Source organism: Embleya hyalina, from assembly GCF_003967355.1.
Classification (GTDB): domain Bacteria; phylum Actinomycetota; class Actinomycetes; order Streptomycetales; family Streptomycetaceae; genus Embleya; species Embleya hyalina.
The window spans coordinates 815583-834712 of the sequence record NZ_BIFH01000013.1; the positions used below are offsets into that span (position 1 = coordinate 815583).

The 19130-nt window shown below is 71.0% G+C and carries 16 protein-coding genes; 10 read left to right on the forward strand and 6 right to left on the reverse strand.

Annotated features, from left to right (window positions below):
• The first annotated feature begins 29 nt into the window (after positions 1–29).
• The 5 genes from EMA17_RS03495 (at position 30) to EMA17_RS03515 (ending at position 6684) form a co-directional block, all read left to right on the forward strand.
• A complete protein-coding gene (locus EMA17_RS03495) occupies positions 30–2354 on the forward strand; it encodes a M20/M25/M40 family metallo-hydrolase (protein WP_126635345.1) in 2325 nt (774 codons plus the stop codon).
• Positions 2355–2589: 235 nt separating this feature from the next.
• Positions 2590–4146: a M4 family metallopeptidase gene (locus tag EMA17_RS03500; protein WP_126635346.1), complete on the forward strand. Its 1557-nt coding sequence runs from the start codon at positions 2590–2592 to the stop codon at positions 4144–4146.
• Positions 4147–4267: 121 nt separating this feature from the next.
• Positions 4268–4408, forward strand: a complete 141-nt coding sequence (locus tag EMA17_RS03505) for a hypothetical protein (RefSeq protein ID WP_174861293.1) — start codon at positions 4268–4270, stop codon at positions 4406–4408.
• 34 nt (positions 4409–4442) lie between these two features.
• A complete protein-coding gene (locus EMA17_RS03510; RefSeq protein ID WP_126635347.1) occupies positions 4443–5306 on the forward strand; it encodes a hypothetical protein in 864 nt (287 codons plus the stop codon).
• Positions 5307–5646: 340 nt separating this feature from the next.
• The gene (locus EMA17_RS03515) at positions 5647–6684 is read left to right on the forward strand and encodes an iron-containing redox enzyme family protein (protein WP_126635348.1); all 1038 of its coding nucleotides are present in this window, start codon (positions 5647–5649) and stop codon (positions 6682–6684) included.
• Here the strand turns inward: EMA17_RS03515 and EMA17_RS03520 are convergent.
• From EMA17_RS03520 to EMA17_RS03530, 3 genes are all read right to left on the reverse strand, one after another.
• Positions 6670–6870, reverse strand: a complete 201-nt coding sequence (locus EMA17_RS03520) for a CDGSH iron-sulfur domain-containing protein (protein ID WP_246126444.1) — start codon at positions 6868–6870, stop codon at positions 6670–6672. The genes EMA17_RS03515 and EMA17_RS03520 overlap by 15 nt on opposite strands.
• A gap of 67 nt (positions 6871–6937) precedes the next feature.
• The gene (locus EMA17_RS03525) at positions 6938–7579 is read right to left on the reverse strand and encodes a HemK2/MTQ2 family protein methyltransferase (RefSeq protein WP_174861294.1); all 642 of its coding nucleotides are present in this window, start codon (positions 7577–7579) and stop codon (positions 6938–6940) included.
• Positions 7580–7642: 63 nt separating this feature from the next.
• Positions 7643–8656, reverse strand: a complete 1014-nt coding sequence (locus EMA17_RS03530) for an L-histidine N(alpha)-methyltransferase (RefSeq protein WP_126635351.1) — start codon at positions 8654–8656, stop codon at positions 7643–7645.
• 1075 nt (positions 8657–9731) lie between these two features.
• Between EMA17_RS03530 and EMA17_RS03535 the strand changes: the two genes are divergently transcribed.
• The 4 genes from EMA17_RS03535 (at position 9732) to EMA17_RS03550 (ending at position 14274) form a co-directional block, all read left to right on the forward strand.
• Positions 9732–11063, forward strand: a complete 1332-nt coding sequence (locus EMA17_RS03535; RefSeq protein WP_246126414.1) for a M14 family metallopeptidase — start codon at positions 9732–9734, stop codon at positions 11061–11063.
• A 178-nt stretch (positions 11064–11241) separates the two neighbouring features.
• Positions 11242–12078: a S1 family peptidase gene (locus tag EMA17_RS03540; RefSeq protein ID WP_246126415.1), complete on the forward strand. Its 837-nt coding sequence runs from the start codon at positions 11242–11244 to the stop codon at positions 12076–12078.
• 221 nt (positions 12079–12299) lie between these two features.
• Entirely contained in the window at positions 12300–12782 is a 483-nt protein-coding gene (locus tag EMA17_RS03545; RefSeq protein ID WP_126635354.1) for a hypothetical protein, read from the forward strand.
• A 157-nt stretch (positions 12783–12939) separates the two neighbouring features.
• The gene (locus EMA17_RS03550; protein WP_160161299.1) at positions 12940–14274 is read left to right on the forward strand and encodes an MFS transporter; all 1335 of its coding nucleotides are present in this window, start codon (positions 12940–12942) and stop codon (positions 14272–14274) included.
• Positions 14275–14315: 41 nt separating this feature from the next.
• Here EMA17_RS03550 and EMA17_RS03555 read toward each other — a convergent pair whose 3' ends face one another.
• Entirely contained in the window at positions 14316–15272 is a 957-nt protein-coding gene (locus EMA17_RS03555; protein ID WP_126635356.1) for a LysR family transcriptional regulator, read from the reverse strand.
• A 106-nt stretch (positions 15273–15378) separates the two neighbouring features.
• On the reverse strand, positions 15379–16149 hold the full coding sequence (locus EMA17_RS03560; RefSeq protein WP_126635357.1) for an SDR family oxidoreductase: 771 nt from the start codon (positions 16147–16149) through the stop codon (positions 15379–15381).
• A gap of 198 nt (positions 16150–16347) precedes the next feature.
• Here EMA17_RS03560 and EMA17_RS03565 point away from each other — a divergent pair, with 198 nt between their 5' ends.
• Complete coding sequence (locus tag EMA17_RS03565) at positions 16348–17598, forward strand: S8 family peptidase (protein ID WP_246126416.1); 1251 nt, start codon at positions 16348–16350, stop codon at positions 17596–17598.
• Positions 17599–17722: 124 nt separating this feature from the next.
• Here the strand turns inward: EMA17_RS03565 and EMA17_RS03570 are convergent, their stop codons facing one another.
• Complete coding sequence (locus tag EMA17_RS03570) at positions 17723–18541, reverse strand: hypothetical protein (protein WP_126635358.1); 819 nt, start codon at positions 18539–18541, stop codon at positions 17723–17725.
• Positions 18542–19130 lie beyond the last annotated feature (589 nt).

Sequence of the window (19130 nt, forward strand, 5' to 3'; positions counted from 1 at the left end):
TCATTCCACCCCCACCACGAGGTTTGTCCGTGCAGGTCACGACCATGATGCGCAGACGAATACCGGCCCTGACCGCCTTGGTGGTGCTGCTCCTCACCGCCGTCGCGTCCGCGCTGCCGTTACGCACCTCCGACCCCCGCCCCGCCTCCGCCCCCGTCGGCGACTTCTCGGCGGCCCGTGCGGTGGCCCGGCTCGACCGGATCGCGCGGGTTCCGCATCCGGCGGGTTCGGTCGCACAGTCGCAGGTGCGGGAGTATCTCGTCGGCGAGCTGCGGGATCTGGGGCTGCGGCCCGAGGTCCGGGACCGGGTCGCCGCCTCCGCCTCCGCCTCCGCCTCCGCCGATGACGACGACTCGACCATCCTCGGGTCCGTCTCCAACATCCACGCCACGATCCCCGGCGCGAAACCCACCGGCCGGGTGCTGCTCGTCGCCCACTACGACTCCGTGCCGATCGCTCCCGGCGCCGCCGACGACGGTGCCGGTGTCGCCGCGATCCTCGAAATCGCCCGGGCGCTGAAGACCGGACCGCAGCTTCGCAACGACCTCGAGATCCTGTTCACCGACGGCGAGGAGTCGGGGCTGCTCGGCGCACGGGCTTTCGTCGACGCCGAGGCGGGCACGCGCCGAGCCGCCGACCCTCGGCGGACCGTCGTGGTGAACCTGGAGGGCCGGGGCGCCTCCGGACCCGCCGTGATGTTCGAGATGGCGGGCACCGGGCTCGTGCCCGCCGTGCGAGCCTCCGGGGCCCTCACCACATCGTTCGCCGCGGCGATCTACGACCGGCTGCCCAACGACACCGACCTGACGGTCTTCGAAGAGGCCGGCATGCGGGGGCTCAACTTCGCCTTCATGGACGGCTCCGGGCACTATCACACGACCCACGACGACGTTGCCCGGCTCGACCGCGCGAGCGTGCAGAGCATGGGGGACGCGGCACTCGCGGCGGTCCGGCGACTCGGCGGGAGCGACCTCTCCCGGGGTGGTTCGGACGCCACCTACTTCTCCCTGTTCGGCACGGTCGTGTCGTACCCGGCATGGCTGGTCCTGCCGCTCGCCGTGGTGACCCTCGCGGGCGTGGCCGTGCTGCCGTGGTTCGGCCGGCGGCGTGGGTTGTCCCCCGGCGGGGCCGGACGGGCCGCCGCGACTTTCCCGGTCATACCGATCGGCGCGGCGGTCGGCGGCCTGGCCGGATGGTGGGTACTGAGCCTGGCCCGACCGGACTTCGTGCTCGGTGGCGGCAGCGTGTATCACCTCGGCCGGTACGCGTGGGGCGAGGCGTTGCTGCTCCTGGTGCTGCTCGTCGCCTGGTATCGCCGGGCCCGCCGCAACGCGTCGCCGCTGGACGTCGTGGTGGGTGTGCTCGGCTGGTTTGCGTTGCTCGCCGTGGTCTGCGCGGTGCTGCTGCCCCAGGGCGCCTACCTCTTCACCTGGCCGGCGCTGATCGGGACGGCGGTCGTGGGCGTGACGCTGAGGTTCACCGCCGTGGACTCCCCCTGGCGGGCGGTGACCGGAGCGCTGACCGCCGTACCTGCCGTGGCACTCGTCCTGCCGGTCGTGCTCCTGCTGCTGCCCGCCCTGGGACTCGAGCTCACCGCCGCACCACTGGTCCTCGCGGTACTGCCCGCGGCGCTGTTGCCCGGTCTCCTGGAACCCCTTCCCTCGCGCCGGGCGCTCACCGCCGGGATGCTCGCGGTGGCGGTGGCGGGTGCCGGCACGCTGGTCGTGGGTACGTCCCTCGACGGCTACAGCGCCGACGAGCCCCGGCCGGTCAGCCTCGGATACGTCCTGGAGTCCGACAGCGGAAAGGCCACCTGGGTCAGCCTCGGCGACACCTCCCAGCCCGCCGTCGGCAAGCTCCTCACGGATGGATCGGCTCGCTACGACGACCGCGTCCCCCCGCTGGGCGGCGACGCACTCGCGAACGGCGCGGCCAGGCCCGCGCCTCTGGAAACACCGTCGACCACGAACGTCTCGGTCGGCGAGGCCGACGGCGTACGTACGGTCCGGGTCCGCATCCAGGCCCCCGCGGGCACACACACCATCGACGTCCACGCCGACACCGGGGCCCACGAGATCCTCGACGCCACCGTCGCGGGCGTGCGGCTCGCCGGCGGTCCCAAGCGGGCACAGGGCGGCTGGGGCTGGAGCTTCGGCTACGCCGCCCCGCCCGCCGACGGCATCGACGTCGTCATCCGCGCCCGCGGCACGGGCGTCCTGCCGCTGCGCGTGGTCTCCACCACCGTCGGCCTGCCGGACGCGGCCGACCCGCCCGTCCTGGCCCCGGATCAGAGTTGGACGAGCTGGCCATCGGTCGCCGGACAGACCTTCGTCGTACGGACCTTCCGCCTCTGACGTGCCGGCCGTCCCGCCCTCGTCGGCTTCCGAACTCCCCAGCGGGGCACCGGTATCGGGGCACCGCCGCAACGCCACCCGCCCGTGCGCCCGGGCTCGCCGGAATATGCCGATCGCCCGAAGTTCGTTGGCGCGGAACCGTCGCGCTGCCAGGGTGTCCTTGCTCGGTCGAAGAACCCGGCACGATGGCGGTCGGATTCGTGGTCGGGGCCCGCCTTCCACCCGAGGAGCCTCGATGCATCGCAGAACGCTGACATTCGGGTCGGCCCTGGCCCTGTTGGCCGGCCTGGTCGTCGGCACCACCACGCCCTCGAACGCGGCACCACCCCCGACGTCACCCGCCGCCGCCCGCGCCGCCGCGATCGACGCGGCCGACCGAGCCGTCACCGGCGCCTCGAGCGCACTCGTGAAGGCACCCGGCGAGCGGTATCGACGGGCCATGGTGACCCCCTGGATCGACAACCTCTACTCGATCGCCTACACCCGCACCTATCGCGGCCTGCCCGTGGTCGGCGGCGACGCCGCCGTGTTGGCCGACGGTACCGGCCGGGTCCGGGCCGTGGAGACCGCCGACGGCCCGCGCATCGACGACGTGCCGACCGAACCGGCCGTGCCCGCCACCACCGCCGAGGCGAGCGCCCGCACCCGTCTCGCCGCGGTGGACCGGGTCGACCGACAGCGCCTGGTCGTACAACTCGCCCCCGACGCAGCCCACTTGGCCTGGGAGACCGTACTGGTCGGCCGGAACGGGGACGCGCCGAGCAGGCTGCACGTGTACGTCGACGCCCGGACCGGAGCGGTGCTCGACGCCGCGACCCACGACGCCGTGCGGGCGGGCACCGGGCACAGCAAGTGGAACGGCCCCGACCCGATCACCATTCCCACCACCGCCACCGGAAGCACCCACCTGATGCGCGACCCGTCCCGACCCGGCCTGAGTTGCGCCGACTACGGCGGCGGAACACTCACCAAGCCCGTCGACGACTGGGGCACCGGGAACCCCACCGCGATCGAGACCGGCTGTGTCGACGCGATGTGGGCCGTGCAGAAGCAGTGGGACATGCTCCGCGACTGGCTCGGCCGCAACGGTCACAAGGGCACCGGCGGCACCTACCCGGTGGTGGTCGGATACCCGGACGTCAACGCCTACTTCGACGACACCAGGGTCTACATCGGCCACAACACCGCGAACGAGTGGATCGCCGCGATGGACGTCGTGGGCCACGAGTACGGCCACGGCATCGACCTGACCACCCCGGGCCACCCGTTCACCGAGCACGGCCTCACCGAGGGCACCGGGGACATCTTCGGCACCCTCACCGAGTTCTACGCCGACGAACCCGCGCCGTACGACACCCCGGACTACACGATCGGCGAGACGGCCGACATCGTCGGCACGGGGCCGCTGCGGTACATGTACAACCCCGACATCCTCGGCCACCCCAACTGCTACTCGACACGGATCCCACCGATGGAGGAGCACAAGGCCACGGGCCCGCTGAACCACTGGTTCCACCTGCTCGCCGAGGGCTCCCACCCCGGCGGCGGCAAGCCCGAGAGCCCGACCTGCAACGGCTCCACGGTCACCGGCGTGGGCATCAAGACGGCCGGCCGGGTCTTCTACGGCGGCCTGCTGCTGCGGCCGGCCAACACCGACTACCGGAAACTGCGCCGGATCACCCTCCAGGCGGCCAAGGTCCTCGATCCGACGTGCGGTGTATGGAAGTCCACCCGGAACGCCTGGAACGCGGTCTCGGTACCGGCCAACGCGGGGGACCCCGTCTGCCCGTGACCCGGGGGAGCCGAAGCCCCGGGGTCGAACGGCGGCATCGGCGGGCCGATCGTGTTCCGTTGGTGCGGGCTCGGTGCCGGACGTGTCCCCTTGGTCGTACCGGATTCGGTATCTCGGTGAGGTGACCCACCCGGGCGAGTACGAGATCGGGCTCACGGTCCGCTCGGTCGACACCGAGTCCGTGCGCTACGAACTCGGTGTCTTCCGCGACGACACCTGCCCGGGCGTGGCCGACGCCGTCGGCCCACCCGCCGGCCATTGACCTCAAGTCCACTCGAAGTTGCAGAGTGGGCGCCATGAGTACCGAACACACGCATGTACGGCGGCTGTTGGCGGCCGTCGCGTTGACCCTCGCGGTGTTGGTCGTGGAGTCCTCGGCGCCGACGTCGGGCGCGAGTCCGCGGCCGGCTCCGGTCGAGGCGACCGCCTCGGGGACCGAACTGAGTGTTCCGGAGGCGGGCGCCGTCCGGCCGGGCACGACCACCTTCCGGGTGCGCAACGTCGATTCCGCGGAGCGCTGGATCGGATTGGCGCGCCTGCGCCCCGGATTCGCGCCGGAAACGTTCGTCGACCGGATGCGGCGGGCCGTGCACGGCCCCGCGGAGGAGGGCGCCGTCGCGCGCTGGAACGAGGCGGCGGAGATGCTGGGCGGGGTGTCCGTGGCGGCGCACGAGGCACGGACGTTCACCCAGTTCCTCACGCCGGGAACCTACTATCTGGTCGACTATCAGTCGCTGCGGGAGGCCGATCCGCTCGGACGTGTGCGCGCGATCACCGTGCGGGGCGCGGGATGGCACGTCGAGGTCCCCGAGGCCGACCACGTCGTGGTGTTGTACTCGACACCCGGTGGAACACGCTTCCACGCACCGGCCCGGATCGCACCGACCGCAAAACTGCTCGTGATCAACGCGAGCGGCCTCCTGGAGGAGGCGATGTTGCGCCGGGTTCGACCCGGCACCACCGACCGGGACGTGACCGACTACTTCCTCGGCTTCGGCCCCGACCCGTTCCCGCCCGCGAGCCCGCCCGGCCAAGGACTGGCACCGACGGCCCCGGGGCGGTCGGGTCACACGGACGTGGAACTGACGCCCGGTCGCTACGTATTGATCTCGTGGATCAACGACTACACGAACACCCACCGCATCGTGGACGTCACCTAGCCGCCGGCACCCGTCTGCTCGCCGTTCAGAGCAACAGTCGGCCCCCGGGACCCGCCGTGCGGGACGCGTGGGAGGACTGAAATCCGAGCCACTCGCGCCCGCCTACGGCCGTTCCCATTCGTTCGTTGGTGAGGGCCGCGACGTGCCTTGCCCTCGATCGGCGCAATCCGGGGGTACGGCGGCGGGCCCGTGGTCCACTGATTTCACGATCATCGGATGCTCGTATTCTTCGCGCGTCGATCGCTCGTCGTCTCCCAGCGGCATCGGGGCCGCGGCGGGCGATGATGATCACATCGTCCACCGGCGTGGTATGCGTGTGGTCCGATCGAGTTGGAGAGCCATGAGCCGTGTCGTCGACAACGGAGATCCGCGAGTTGTCGGCCCCGCGCTACCGACGCCCCGCGGACCCTGGTCGGCCATCGTGGTCACCGCGCTGGCGCGATGCCCCTCCTCACGGGCGTTGCCGATGCCGGACACGGATGGGATCGACCCGTACGGCGAGGACCTGACTCTCGCCCTGCACACCTGCTACGAACTGCACTATCGAGGCTTCGACGGTGTCGATCCACTGTGGGAGTGGGATCCGGAACTGCTACGGCTACGGGCGGTGTTGGAGGGTGTGTTCCTGGCCGCGTTGCGTGCGGACACCCCCGGCGGTGACGATGTCGCCGGTGCCCTGGACGCGTTGCTGGTGGAACCGGTTTCGGGCGACGGCGTCTCGCACTACCTTCGGGACTCGGCCCCCTGGGGAGCGATGCGCGAATACTTTGCGCACCGTTCCGTCTACCAACTGAAGGAGGCGGACCCGTACGCCTGGGTGATCCCGCGTCTCCAGGGGCAGGCCAAGGCATCGCTGGTGACGGTCGAGTTCGACGAGTTCGGCGGCGGCCGTGCCGAACGCGTGCATGCCAGGCTTTTCGCCGACCTCATGGTCGGCGCCGGCATGTCCCCGAGGTATCTGCACTACCTGGACGACGTGCCGGCACCGGCGATCGCGATCGTGAACCTGGTTTCGATGTTCGGGCTGCACCGGAGACTGCGCGGGGCACTGATCGGCAACTTCGCGACGGTGGAGATCACCAGCTCGCCGGGTGCGCAGCGGATGGTCCAGGCCCTTCGACGGCTGGGTGCCGCACGGGAGTGCGTGTTCTTCTTCACCGAGCACGTCGAGGCGGACGCCGTGCACGAACAGATCCTGCGTCGCGACGTGATCGGTGACCTCCTCCGTCGGGAACCCGACCTCGCCGAGGACGTCGTGTTCGGCATCGCGGCCACGCAGCTGTTGGAGGGCAGGCTGAGCGAACACCTGATGTCGGCCTGGCGCGGCGGCACGACATCGCTGCGCCGTCCGCTGCCGGAGGACTCAGTCCGGACCTGAATCCGTGGGCGGGGCCTCGGACACCCGACGGTCGCGTCGGCGGTGGCTGGTGTCGCAGAACGGATACCGTCGACTGCGTCGACACACGCACAGGGCCACCACGCATCGGTCCGAGACGACGACCCGTCCGTCGTCGGTCACCACCTCGACCGGGCCTTCGACGAGGAGCGGTCCACCGGCGACCACGGTGACCCGCCTGGGCTTCCCGTCGCGCGTCCCGGTGTTCGGGTTCGCCTTCCGACCCTGCGTCGAGTCATGGTTCGTGGATCGGTCGGTCACCGCGGATCACCACCAATTCCTCGTGACGTTGCCCCGCGTCGATGTGCCCTCGGTTTTCCAGCAGCGCGATCCGGCGGCTCATGACCGGACCGAAAGGAACGGTCCGTCTGGCCACCACCGCGGCCTTCAACCCTCCCCGGCGCAACAGGTTCACCGTGCTCTCCACCCCACACACGGCGGAATGGACGATCAACACCATCCCGCCGGGAGAGAGCATCCGGGGGGCGTTGACGCACAGGGGATCCAACAGGGCCCGACCGTTCGGAGCCGCGTCCCAGGCTCGGCTCGGTCCGCGCCGCGGGAGTTCCGGCCGTTCGGACGGCACGTAGGGCGGGTTGGCGAGGACCACGTCGAATCGCCGATTTCCGGGAAGTGTCAGCGCGTTGCGGCACTCGACACGGACCCGCAGTCCACGCACGCGGGAGTTGAACCGGGTCGCCAACGCGGCACGTCGCGAGATGTCCACGGCGGTGACGTGTCCCGCCCCGGCACCGACGGCAGCGATGGCCAACGCGCCGGTACCCGTGCACAGGTCCAGGACACGCGCCGCCGCGGGGATTCCGGCGTCCTGCAATGCCTGGGCCAACAGCCACGTGTCCGCCTGAGGCCGGTACATCCCCGGGAGTCTCAGCAACCACACGGCGCGGACCGCGGTTCGCGGGCGGCGACCCCGCCCGAGTCAGTTCGCATCGGCGGCGTGGGGGCGGTTGTGCGAACGGGTGAACAGGAAAACGCCGTACTGCCACGTCTCGTCGATCCACTCGCCGCGCAGATCCAGTCCCCGCGCGGCGACATCGGCCACGAACCGCGAGCGGTCGAACTTGTGGGACAGCCCGACGTTGAGCCCGTCGCCATGCCGAAGACTCAGTTCGAGGCCCAATCCGTGCAACACCACGGATTGGGCCTCGGTCGCGTAGACGTGCGCTTGGACGGTGGCGCTCGCCTGGTCGTAGTGTGCCCGCGCGTGGAAGTTCCGCAGGTCGAAGTCGGCTCCGAAACGCCGGTTGAGATGGGCCAGATGATTGAGTCGGAACCGGGTGAAGGCGGATCGACCGCTCGGATCGTTGTAGCAGGCCTCCAGTACCGAGGCCGCTTTTCGCAGATCGACCGATACCAGAAAGCCGTCGCCGGGCCGAAGCGTGCCGGCGATCTCGCCGAGCAACGCTTCACGCTCCCGCGGCGTGGCGTTGCCCAGGTTGCTCCCGAGGAAGGCCACCACCAGCGGCTCGCGCCGGTCCTCCCGCAGCCGGGCCAGCCCCGCCTCGTACCTGCCCCACAACCCACGCACCCGCAGACCGGGCAGTGCGGTCGTCAGCTCGTGCCCGCTGCTCTCCAACATCTCGCGGCTGACGTCGATCGGAAGATAGTCGGTCACACGACGGTCGACACAGGCGGCCGGCAGCAGACGGGTCTTCTTCGCGCTTCCGCTGCCCAACTCGGCGATTCGACCGCATCCGATCAGGTCGGCGATCTCTGCGGCATGGCGATCCAGCAACCCGTGCTCGACCCGAGTGAGGTAGTAGTCGGGCAACTCGGTGATCGACTCGAACAGATCCGACCCGAGCGCGTCGTATCCGAAGTGAGGGGGAATCCGCGGTGGAGCCTCCCGCAGACCGGCCATGAGGGCCGACCGGTCGTCCCAGAAGGCCCCTCCGTCGTCGACGGGCACGATCTCGACCCGGTTCGGCGTCATCGTGATTTCCCGACTCGTCGGGCCGCGCTCGTTTCGCGGCTGCGATTCCCATCCGTCGGGCCCGTATACCGGAGAACCCTCGGACAGTGATCGATCAGTTACCCTTGGGAGTGTCCCACTGTGTGGAAGCACGCAAACCATCCACGGTCGAGGGCCCGTTCGCGGATGTGTTCGGGTTGGGTCCCGGCGGGTCGGGTGCCGGCGTGGCGGCCGGATCCGGCGCGGTGTCGACAGGCGCGGGTGACGGCCTTGGCGGGTGGTGGGGAATCGGTGGTGCGGGGGTGGTCGGGTGGTGTGGTGTCGAGGAGCGGGGGTGTGGTTTGCCGGGCTCTCTCGGTGATGTGGACTGCACAGTGTGTGCCGGACGCGCGTTCGGCCGGTGGGAAACGGACACGTGGTTTCACCGTGTGGCGGGTGTGTCGTGAGGGTGCGTGTGCGGTTGGAGGTGGCGGTGTGTGACGTCGGTCGGTGTCGACCTCGGCATCGCCGCAGGGCACGGCACGCGAGGTGGATTCGGGTGGCCGGTCCGCACCCGATGTGGCACCGCTGAGTAAGCGGCGCGGCCGGTGCGGGCGTCGGTGATCTCGGTCGCGGGTTCGGCTCGATTTATGGCTGTCCAAGTGTCGCGTATCGGACACAATGCGACGTGACCGCCTGACGGTCGATCGCGCAGATCACCTTTTCCGGCTCCCGCCGCCCGCGTCGGGCGACGAGTCCGGAACTCCACCACAGCAACGACGGCTTCCCGCGTCGATCGGGTCCGCGACCCCCCGAAACGCATTCGTGAGGGATCGGGGCCGGGGCGGGAAGCGGTTTCCCGTACAGCGCGCGTTCGTCCCCTCCGACCTTCGGTCGCGCGTTCGTGTTCGGCTTCCGGCCCTGGCGCCGGCAGCCGATGTCACCGGGTCCTCGTCCCCATGTCGATTCGGCTGTGCCCTCGGGCCGTGACGCCCCACCGTTGTTCGGAGACGCATTCCCGGCTGCCGCCCGGTTCCCATCGCGGCGGCGGTCGATCGCACGCGAGGAAACCCCCTCCGGTGTCGGGGAATGCCGACGCCGCCCTCAGGAGGCATGCGTGAAGAGAACACGAACACGGACATCGATCGGCAGGAGAAGGCGTCTCTCGGCACTGGCCGGCGCGCTCGCCGGCGCGCTCGTGCTGTTGACCACCACCTCGAACACGGCCGTAGGGCAAGGCAGTTCAAGCGCGGACAAGGTCGAGTCCGGGGCCGAGTACCAGGTCGTCGGGGTGCGCACGGCAGAGCAGCGCACCGCCGTCGCCGGCACCGGCGCCTCGATCGACGGCGTCGACGACAGTCGACTCGTGATCACCGCGACGCCGTCCGAGGTCCGTCGGATCAGGGCACTCGGATTCCGCGTCGACTCGTCGTCGTCGTCGGCGCGCGCGCCGGAGAAGGACGCGCTCGCGTTCGACTTCCCGCCGTCCGATTCGAACTACCACAACTACGCCGAGATGGTCGCCGAGTTGGACAAGGCCGTCGCGAACCATCCGAACATCATCACCAAACAGGTGATCGGCCGCACCTATCAGGGGCGCGACCTGCATCTCCTGAAGATCTCCGACAACCCCACGGTGGACGAGAACGAGCCGGAAGTACTGTTCACCGCCCACCAGCACGCCCGTGAGCACCTGACCGTCGAGATGGCGCTCTACCTGGTCAAGATGCTCGGCGACGGCTACGCGAACGACGCCCGGATCAAGTCGCTCGTGGACAGTCGCGAGATCTGGATCATGCCCGACGTCAACCCCGACGGCGGCGAGTTCGACATCGCCACCGGCGCGTACCGCAGTTGGCGCAAGAACCGTCAGCCCAACGCCGGTTCGAGCAACGTCGGTACCGACATGAACCGGAACTGGAATTACAAGTTCGGCTGCTGCAACGGTTCCTCGCCCATCCCGTCGAGTGAGACCTATCGAGGTCCGCGAGCCGAGTCGTCGCCCGAGGTCAAGGCGGTGGCCGACTGGGTGCGCGGACGCAGGATCGGCGGCAAGCAGCAGATCACGGCCGCGATCGACTTCCACACCTACAGCGAACTGGTGTTGTGGCCGTTCGGCTGGACCTACACGGACGTCGTACCGGGCATGTCGGCCGACGAGTACAACACGTTCGCCACGATCGGTCGGGCGATGGCCGCGACCAACGGCTATACACCCGAGCAGTCGTCCGACCTCTACATCACGGACGGCACGATCGACGACTGGCTCTGGGGTGACCAGCGAATATACGCCTACACGTTCGAGATGTACCCCCGTTCCGGCGGTGGCGGTTTCTATCCGCCCGACGAGGTGATCCCGCGCGAGACCACTCGGAACAAGAGCGCGGTACTGCATCTGCTCGACTACGCCGACTGTCCGCCGCGCGCCATCGGCAAGCCGTGCGGCTAGCGCGGGCGGAACGGCCGGCGCGCGATCGTCCCACCCCGGTTCCAACATCCACGCGCCTCCTCACATGGGCCGACCCAGGTCGGCCGACTCGTGTGGGCCGACAGGAACGGACGGAAAATTGAAGACGGAAACGAGGACGACGACGCGGGGCAGGCCGTCGTTGCTACGGAGACTGCTCGTGGTCGTCGCGACGGCGGGGACGCTGATCGCGTCCGGTGGTGTCGCGCGGACGGTCGCGTCACCGGCGCCCACCCCGCCGCCGCCCGGACAGGTCGGGCCGCAGATCGTCGGCGGAACCCCGGCCGCCGAAGGCGAGTTCCCATGGATGGTCCGGTTGTCCATGGGCTGTGGCGGTGCCATGTACACCGCCCAGATCGTGCTGACCGCGGCGCACTGTGTCAGCGCGTCGGGACCCAACACGAGTATCACCGCGACCTATGGGGTCGTGGACCTGAACAGCCCGTCGGCGATCAAGCGCACATCGGTGCAGGTGTACCGGTCCCCGACGTACGGGACCGCCACCGGCGGCGACTGGGCCCTGATCAAGCTCGCGAGTGCCATCCCGGGCGCGGTCACCCTGCCGATCGCGACGACCACCACCTACAACAACGGTACGTTCACCATCGCGGGATGGGGTGCGACGGTCGAAGGCGGAGGACAACAGCGGTACCTGCGGAAGGCCACGGTGCCGTTCGTCGACGACGGAACCTGCCGGGCGGCCCCCGGGTATTCGCGGCTGATCCCGGCCGCGGAGATCTGCGCGGCCTATCCGCGGGGCGGCACGGACACGTGCCAGGGCGACTCCGGCGGGCCGATGGTCCGCAAGGACAACGCGGGTGCGTGGGTCCAGGTCGGCATCACCAGTTGGGGCATCGGTTGCGCGCGGGCCGGGCGTCCGGGCGTGTACGCCGAGGTGAGTACCTTCGCGACGGTGATCGCGCGGGCGGCGGCGACGCTCGGGGTCGCCCCGCCCGGGGGATCGATGGCCGGAAGTGGGCGTTCCGACGCGGCGTGAGACGCGTATGAAGCGCAAGACCCGGTGAGACCCGGGGTCCGGCCGGCATCCCGGCCGGACCCCGGCCCGCCGCGAACGGCCCGTCCGCCCGACCCCGACGGGTGTGGGTGTTTGACCGGAATTGCAGTTCCGGTCGGCCCGCCCCCACACGAACATGGCATCCGCGAGCTCTGTCCACCGGCGCCGGGCCCACTGCTCGTCGCCTGACGATCGGGGGTCACTTGACCACATCGATGCACGAGACAGCGCAAACCGAAGAAGCCGCGAACTCACCCTCGCGCTGCAACCGCTACGCGTGGACGCCCGAGGTGCACGACCTCTACGGCGATCCCGAAGCGATCCTCGGCAAGATGGACACCTTGGACATGGATCTGTCGAGCCGCCGGATCTTCGCCCTTCTCGTGGAGAGCGAAGGGGCCGCCGACGTCCGCTTGTTCGAGCGGACCGGAACGGACGAGTACACGATCTCGACCTGGACCGGCGCAGCTCTCGACGGGCTCGGCGCACGGATCGCCGAAACGATTCTGGCCAACCGGGGAGTCCACTGCGTAGGCGAGCAGACGCGCGCCGTCCTCGCCCCGCTCGGCCTCACCGAACACGCCGGCGTACCGGCCCCGGCCAACCCCAGGGCCGCCTTCGCACACACCGTGCGCGGTCACGGCACGGGGACGTTCACCCGCGCCACGTGCGCGCTGCTCTGCTGAAACGCCCACGAAGTGCCGGGGCGACAGCCGGACGACGACCGCCCTCGGAACGTCGGGGGCGGTCGTCGCATGCGGCGCGGACGCGGGAGCGACGGTGCGAGGGCGGATGGCGGATGGCGGATGGCGTGACGGGCGTACGGCATGTGGAGCGCACGGGATGAGGGAGCGACGAGGGGAGTTCGCCGGCCTGTGGACGGCCTACGCCCTGAGCAACCTGGCGGACGGCCTGGTCGTGATCACACTCCCGCTGATCGCTCTCACCCTGACGTCCGAACCCGGGCTGGTGGCCGGGGTGACCTGGGCGCAGACCATGCCCTACGTGCTGTGCACGCTTGCCGTCGGCGTCCTGGTCGACCGGGTCGAGCGCGGCCGACTGGTGCGTGTCGCACACCTGTTGCGGGTCGCCGCCCTGGGCCTGCTGGCACTCGCCCTGGCCGGCGACGTGGCCCCGCTCGCGATGATCTACACGATGGCCTTCCTGCTCGGGACCGCCGAACTCGTGGGCGACCTCGGCAGCTCGGCGATGCTGCCCGCCGTGGTCCCGAAGGATCGCCTGGAAACCGCCAACTCCCGTATGGAAAGCACCCGTTCGGCGCTCAACGAGTTCGTGGGCCCACCCCTCGGCGGCCTGCTGGTCGCGGCCGGCGCGGTGACCGCCGTGCTGGGGACGGCGGGCGTGTACCTGGCGGCGGCGGGGGCGCTGCTGTTGCCGGTCCGGGGCCGATACGCCGCACGGCCGGCCGATCCTCGGCCGCGGTCGAACCCACCCGATCGGGTCTCGTGGCGCGCCGAGTTCACCGAAGGGCTGAGGTTCCTGCGCCGCCACCCGCTGCTCCGGAACCTGGCCGTGATGGTCTGCGTGATGGCCGGAGCGTGGAGTGCGTGGAGCGCGGTCCTCGTGCTGTACGCGGTCGACCCCGGGCCGATGGGTCTGAGCGGCGCCGAGTACGGCCTGCTCCTGACCACGCTCGCGCTCGGCGGCGTCCTCGGCTCGGTTGCCGCCGGATGGGTGCAGCGAACCCTGGGAGCACGCGACACGTTGGTCGTCGACGTGATCACGAGTGTGCTCATGCTCGGTGCCCCGGCACTCACCAACCGGGTTTGGATCATCGGCATCACCACGTTCGTGGGCGGGTTCGGCAGCGGCCTGTGGAACGTGACGGTGGTGACCCTGCGGCACCGACTGATCCCGGACGAACTGCTGGGTCGAGTGTCGAGCGCGGCCCGCCTGATCGGATGGGGCGGTATGCCGGTGGGCGCCGCCCTGGCCGGCGTCCTGGCCCAGACCTCCGGCCCGCGCGTGGTCTTCGCCCTCGCGGCGTCGGCGTGCGCCTTGCTGCTCCTGCCGTTCGTACGGGTGATCCGGGAGGACACGATTCGCGCCGCGGTCGAGGCCCTTGTCGAGGGTGGGGCGGACGGTGCGGTGGGCGGTGGCGGGACGCGGGGCGGTGGCGTGGATGGCGGCGGGCCGAGCGGGCGCACAGTCGGGTGAGCGTCCGGCGGCGGCGAGAGCCGGCTCCCGTGCCGCCCCCGTCACGGATGGGCCGAAGGCTCCGTTGAGTCCGCGTGCCTTGCGGTGTTGTCGTCGGTGGGGTCGCAGGTGTCGTGCAGCGCGGCGCGGACCTGTTCGCGCAGCCAGGCGTGGGCGGGGTCGTTGTCGTAGCGCTGGTGCCATGCGAGATGGATCGGGATGGCGGGCATGGTCAGCGGCAGGGGCAGGGCGCGCAGGCCGAGGTCGTCCAGGGCGGGGCGGCCGACGCTTCGGGGTACGGCCGCGACGAGGTCGAGGTGGCGGACGAACTGCAGGGCCGCGGCGTGGGTGGGGGCGGCGGCCACCACCCGTCGGCTCATGCCCAGAGCCTCCAACGCGTCGTCGATGGGGTCGCGCAGCCGTCCTCGGCGGGAGACCGTGACGTGTTCGGCGGCCGCGTAGTCCTCGAGGGTGAGCGGGCCGCGGCACAGGGGGTGAGTGGGGCGCAGGGCGAGGACGAGCCGGTCGTGTCCCACGATCTCGTGGCGGATCTCGGGCGAGGCCGGTGCGCCGGCTCCGGCTTCGAGGTCGACCTCCCCTCGTCGCGGGTCGTGGGTGTCGGTGGCGGCCTCGGCCAGGAAGCGCAGTCGTACTCCGGGTGCCCGGGCGCGCAGGGTGCGGAGCAGGGCGGGGCCGGCCGCCGAGGCCAGGGCGTCGTGCCACTTCAGGACGAACGTGCGGTCCAGGGTCGCCGGGTCGACGTCCGTGTGGGGGGACAGTACCGACCGGGCCTGCTGGACCAGGTCGTGCACGGTCGCACGCAGGGCCAGGGCATGGGGGGTGGGCGTCATGGTGCGGCCGGTGCGGACCAGGATCTCGTCCCCGGTGGCCCGGCGGATGCGGCCCAGGGTCCGGCTCATCGCGGGCGTCGAGACGTGGAGACGGGCGGCGGCGTCCGTCACGCTGCCCTCCTCCAACAGGGCGTCGAGCGCGGTGAGCAGATTCAAATCCAGTTGCATGGCAGTAAATCCAGACGTGACAAGGTTGCATTGATGTTAATGCTTCCTGTTTCCGGCGTCGAATCACCACCCTCGGCCGGCGTGGTCGGAGGCGGGTGCGGCGGGATCACACCATGCCTCCGTTGGCGCGCAGGACCTGGCCGTTCACCCAGTGCCCGGCCGGGCCGGTGAGGAAGGCGACGACGCGCGCGATGTCCTCGGGCGTGCCCAGCCGTTCCAGCGGCGGGGCCTTGGCGAGCAGGTCGATCTGCTCGGGGGTCTTGCCGTCGAGGAACAGGTCGGTGGCGGTGGGTCCGGGGGCGACGGTGTTCACCGTGACGTCCCGCCCGCGCAGTTCGCGGGCGAGGATCAGCGTGAGCGATTCGACGGCCGCCTTGCTGGCCGCGTACGCACCGTACGTGGGGAATCGGGTGCCGACCACGGAGGTGGAGAACCCCACGAACGACCCGCCCGCGCGCAACCGCCGGGCGGCCTGCCGGGCGACCACGAAGGTGCCGCGGATGTTGGTGCGGTACACGGCGTCCAGTACCGCCATGTCGAGGTCGGCGACGGGCGACAGGGCGAGCCGGCCGGCGCAGTTCACCACGACGTCCACGCCGCCGAACTCCCGCTCGGCTCGATCGAACAACTCGGCCACCGCGTGCTCGTCCGCCACGTCCGCCCGGACGCAGATCGCCCGCCCGCCGTCGGCGGTGATCGTCGCCACCGTCTCCTCGGCGGCGACCGCGTCGCGGGCGTAGTTCACCACGACGGCAACGCCGTCCCGGGCGAGTTCGAGGGCGACGGCCCGGCCGATGCCGCGTGATCCGCCGGTGACGACGGCGACGCGCACGGTCGACGGCGGGGGAGTGGTTTCCGTGGGCTGTTTCGTGTTCATGCCCTCCACGATGCGCGGCACCGGCCGGCGGAACCAGGGGACGTCATCCCCCGGGTCGCCCGCCCGCCCGACCGGACGCACATGTGCCGAACCCACCCATGAAACGCATCGCCGCCGCCGAGTGTGGCCTGCTGTCGCCAGTGGCGAAGGCCGGCCGCCATCGAGCGATACCGGGGAGTAGAACCGAGTCGCGTCGTCGTGACGCGACTCGAACTCTCCCTGGGAGCAATGATGTTCAGGCGAATACCCGGCAAGCTCGCGACCGCCGCCCTGGCTGCGGCGAGCATCTTGGTCACGGTTCCCGGCGCGGCCTCGGCGCAGGCCGACATCGCGCGGACGCCGTCCTCGGCCCCCGAAGGCCGCGTCGTGGCCGCGGCCCGTCCCATCCCGGGCCGGTACATCGTGGTTCTCCGCGAAGGCGCACACGGCGCGGCGGACGTACACGAGCGCTCCGTCGCGCTGGCCGGGTCGTACGGCGGCAAGGTGCGGCAGACGTACGGCTCCGCGTTGTCGGGGTACGCCGCCGACATGAGCGAGAGCCAGGCGCGCCGGGTCGCCGCGGATCCGCGGGTCGCGTTCGTGGAGCAGGACGGTGTGGAGGAGGTCACCGACACGCAGAGCGACCCGCCGTCGTGGGGCCTGGATCGGGTGGACCAGGCGAAGCTGCCGCTCGATCGCAGCTACACCTACCCCAACGGGGCGGCGAACGTGACCGCCTACGTGATCGACACCGGCATATGGGTGTCGCACGGTCAGTTCGAGGGGCGGGCGAGTGTCGGCTTCGACGCCGTCGGCGACGGCAACGACGGAATCGACTGCAACGGTCACGGGACCCACGTCGCGGGCATTCTCGGCGGCCGTGACTACGGCATCGCCAAGCAGGTCAAGCTGGTCGCGGTACGGGTGATCGGTTGTGGGAACACGGGCAGCACGTCCACGACGATCCAGGGCGTCGACTGGGTGACGGCACACGCGACCAAGCCGGCCGTGGCCAACGTGAGCCTGCGCGGCGGGGTGAGCGCGGCCAAGGACGCGGCGTTCCGCAGGTCGATCGCGGCGGGGATCACCTATGTCGCCGGCTCGGGCAACGACAGCGCGAACGCCTGTGACTACTCGCCGGGTCGGATCCCCGAGGTGATCACGGTGCAAAGCTCCGACGCCTCCGATCGGCGGGCGTCCACCTCGAACTACGGCAAATGTACGGACCTGTTCGCTCCCGGGACGAACATCGTCTCGGCGTGGAAGGGTGGCGACACCGCCACGCGGACGGCCAGTGGAACGTCCATGGCGACGCCACATGTCACCGGCGCGGCGGCGATCCATCTGTCCGCGCACCCCACCGCGACGCCGGCAGAGGTACAGGCGGCGTTGATCGACGCGGCCACGCCGGGCCGGATCACGAGCCCGGGTGCCGGGTCGCCGAACCGGCTCCTTCGGGTCGTCGGGTAGAACGCTCTCGGGCGGGCGCCGCGCAACGCGGCGCCCGCCCGACGGCATGTCGGCGGCGACCCGACGCGGTCGCCGCCGACCTCGCGTCCCCCGCCGTGCCGCCCCGCGCCCGCGCCGCCCGGCCTCAGGGCACCGCGGGGACGCGCTCGCTCAACGCGCGGGCCAGGTGCACGTCGGTGCCGAGCGGCCGGGTCTCGACCCACCAGCGGGCACGCCATTGCCCGTTGCCGTGTGCGCACGCCGCGGCGCAGGTCATGAGCAGCGCGAGTCGGGGCACGCTGATCCAGTGTCCGGCGGGCGGTCGACGGCACGGGCATCGGCGTCCGCCGGAACGGATCGCGGCGGCGACGCTGTGGTTGTACAGGCCGACCAGGCGCAGTACGTCGGACTCCGCGAGCCGGGTCGACGGCTGGTCCGAGGCCTCCCAGGCGTGGACCAGCAGGTCGGCCAGGGCGTATCCCAGCGGCGCGAGGGTCGGTGCGCCGCCGAGTCGTCCGGGGCGCGGGTCGACGGCGATGGTGATCGGGCCCCGGTCGTCGAGCAGGGCGCTCTCGATGTCGTCGATGGTGCGGTTCCGCGCGAGGGTGCCGCACAGCAGGGGTTCGGCGTCGAGCGTGGCGCGGACCGCTAGCCGTCGGGCGGCGTACCCGAACTCGGGTATGTCCCAGCGGTGTCGGCGACCGGTCGGGATCGCGAGTGCGACGCCGGGGACGGCGTGCGCGCCGAACACCCGGTGGATGCGCGAATCGGCGAGGCCCAGTCGGATCGTGCTCTCGTCGAGGTCGGCGCGCTCGTGCCGGGTGACGTTGCCCGCGCCGGTCAGGGCGTCGAGGAGGTCGTAGTACGCCTCGGACACGAGTGTCGGATCCGGACTCGCGGCATCGACCGGTACCGATACCGGGGCCGCGGGTCGGGCGGCGGGGGAAGTGGGGTGATGGGTCACGGTCGTCTCCCGAGGTGTCGCGGTGGGCGGGGCGGCGCGGTGGAGTCGGCCGGTCGATCCGACGGGCGGGTGGCGAACGCGGCGACGGGGGTGCGAGGCGTGGTACGCGCGACGGTCCCGCCGTGCGGGCGCAATGGGCGGCCCGGCCCGCGCGATGGACGGCGGCGCGGGCCGGGCCGGTCGGGGGCGGCGTTCTCGGACGAGAGGCCGCAAGCGGGGTCGGTCACGCCGCGGACCGTTCCTCCGCGACCTCGGGCGCGACGGGGAGCCCGTACGTGCCGACGCGGCGGTCGGCCCGCGCTCGGACCGGTCGGGAAGCCACCGGTGTGGGACCGCTGAACCGCGAGGGACGGAGGGAGGACTGCCGCGACGACGACCGTGGTCGACTTTCGCACCCGTGTGCGCACCTCTGCTCCGATCGGAAGGACCACTACGCCCGACGTCATGCGGGATGCGTAGGTCTACTCCCCATTCCGGGCCCACGGCGGCACAGGTTCGCCAGTGACTCGAATGCGCGTTCCGTGTCGATGCGGCGCTCCGCGCGACCCCGGCGAGTACGAACGGCCGGGCGGGCAAGGACTTGATCGAC

Excerpts from the sequence above, each read along its gene's own strand:
- EMA17_RS03560 (WP_126635357.1), bottom strand. The coding sequence starts at position 16,149 with ATGAACACGAAACAGCCCACGGAAACCACTCCCCCGCCGTCGACCGTG.
- EMA17_RS03515 (WP_126635348.1), top strand. The coding sequence starts at position 5,647 with ATGAGCCGTGTCGTCGACAACGGAGATCCGCGAGTTGTCGGCCCCGCG.
- EMA17_RS03500 (WP_126635346.1), top strand. The coding sequence starts at position 2,590 with ATGCATCGCAGAACGCTGACATTCGGGTCGGCCCTGGCCCTGTTGGCC.
- EMA17_RS03555 (WP_126635356.1), bottom strand. The coding sequence starts at position 15,272 with ATGCAACTGGATTTGAATCTGCTCACCGCGCTCGACGCCCTGTTGGAG.
- EMA17_RS03550 (WP_160161299.1), top strand. The coding sequence starts at position 12,940 with ATGAGGGAGCGACGAGGGGAGTTCGCCGGCCTGTGGACGGCCTACGCC.
- EMA17_RS03510 (WP_126635347.1), top strand. The coding sequence starts at position 4,443 with ATGAGTACCGAACACACGCATGTACGGCGGCTGTTGGCGGCCGTCGCG.
- EMA17_RS03525 (WP_174861294.1), bottom strand. The coding sequence starts at position 7,579 with ATGTACCGGCCTCAGGCGGACACGTGGCTGTTGGCCCAGGCATTGCAG.
- EMA17_RS03530 (WP_126635351.1), bottom strand. The coding sequence starts at position 8,656 with ATGACGCCGAACCGGGTCGAGATCGTGCCCGTCGACGACGGAGGGGCC.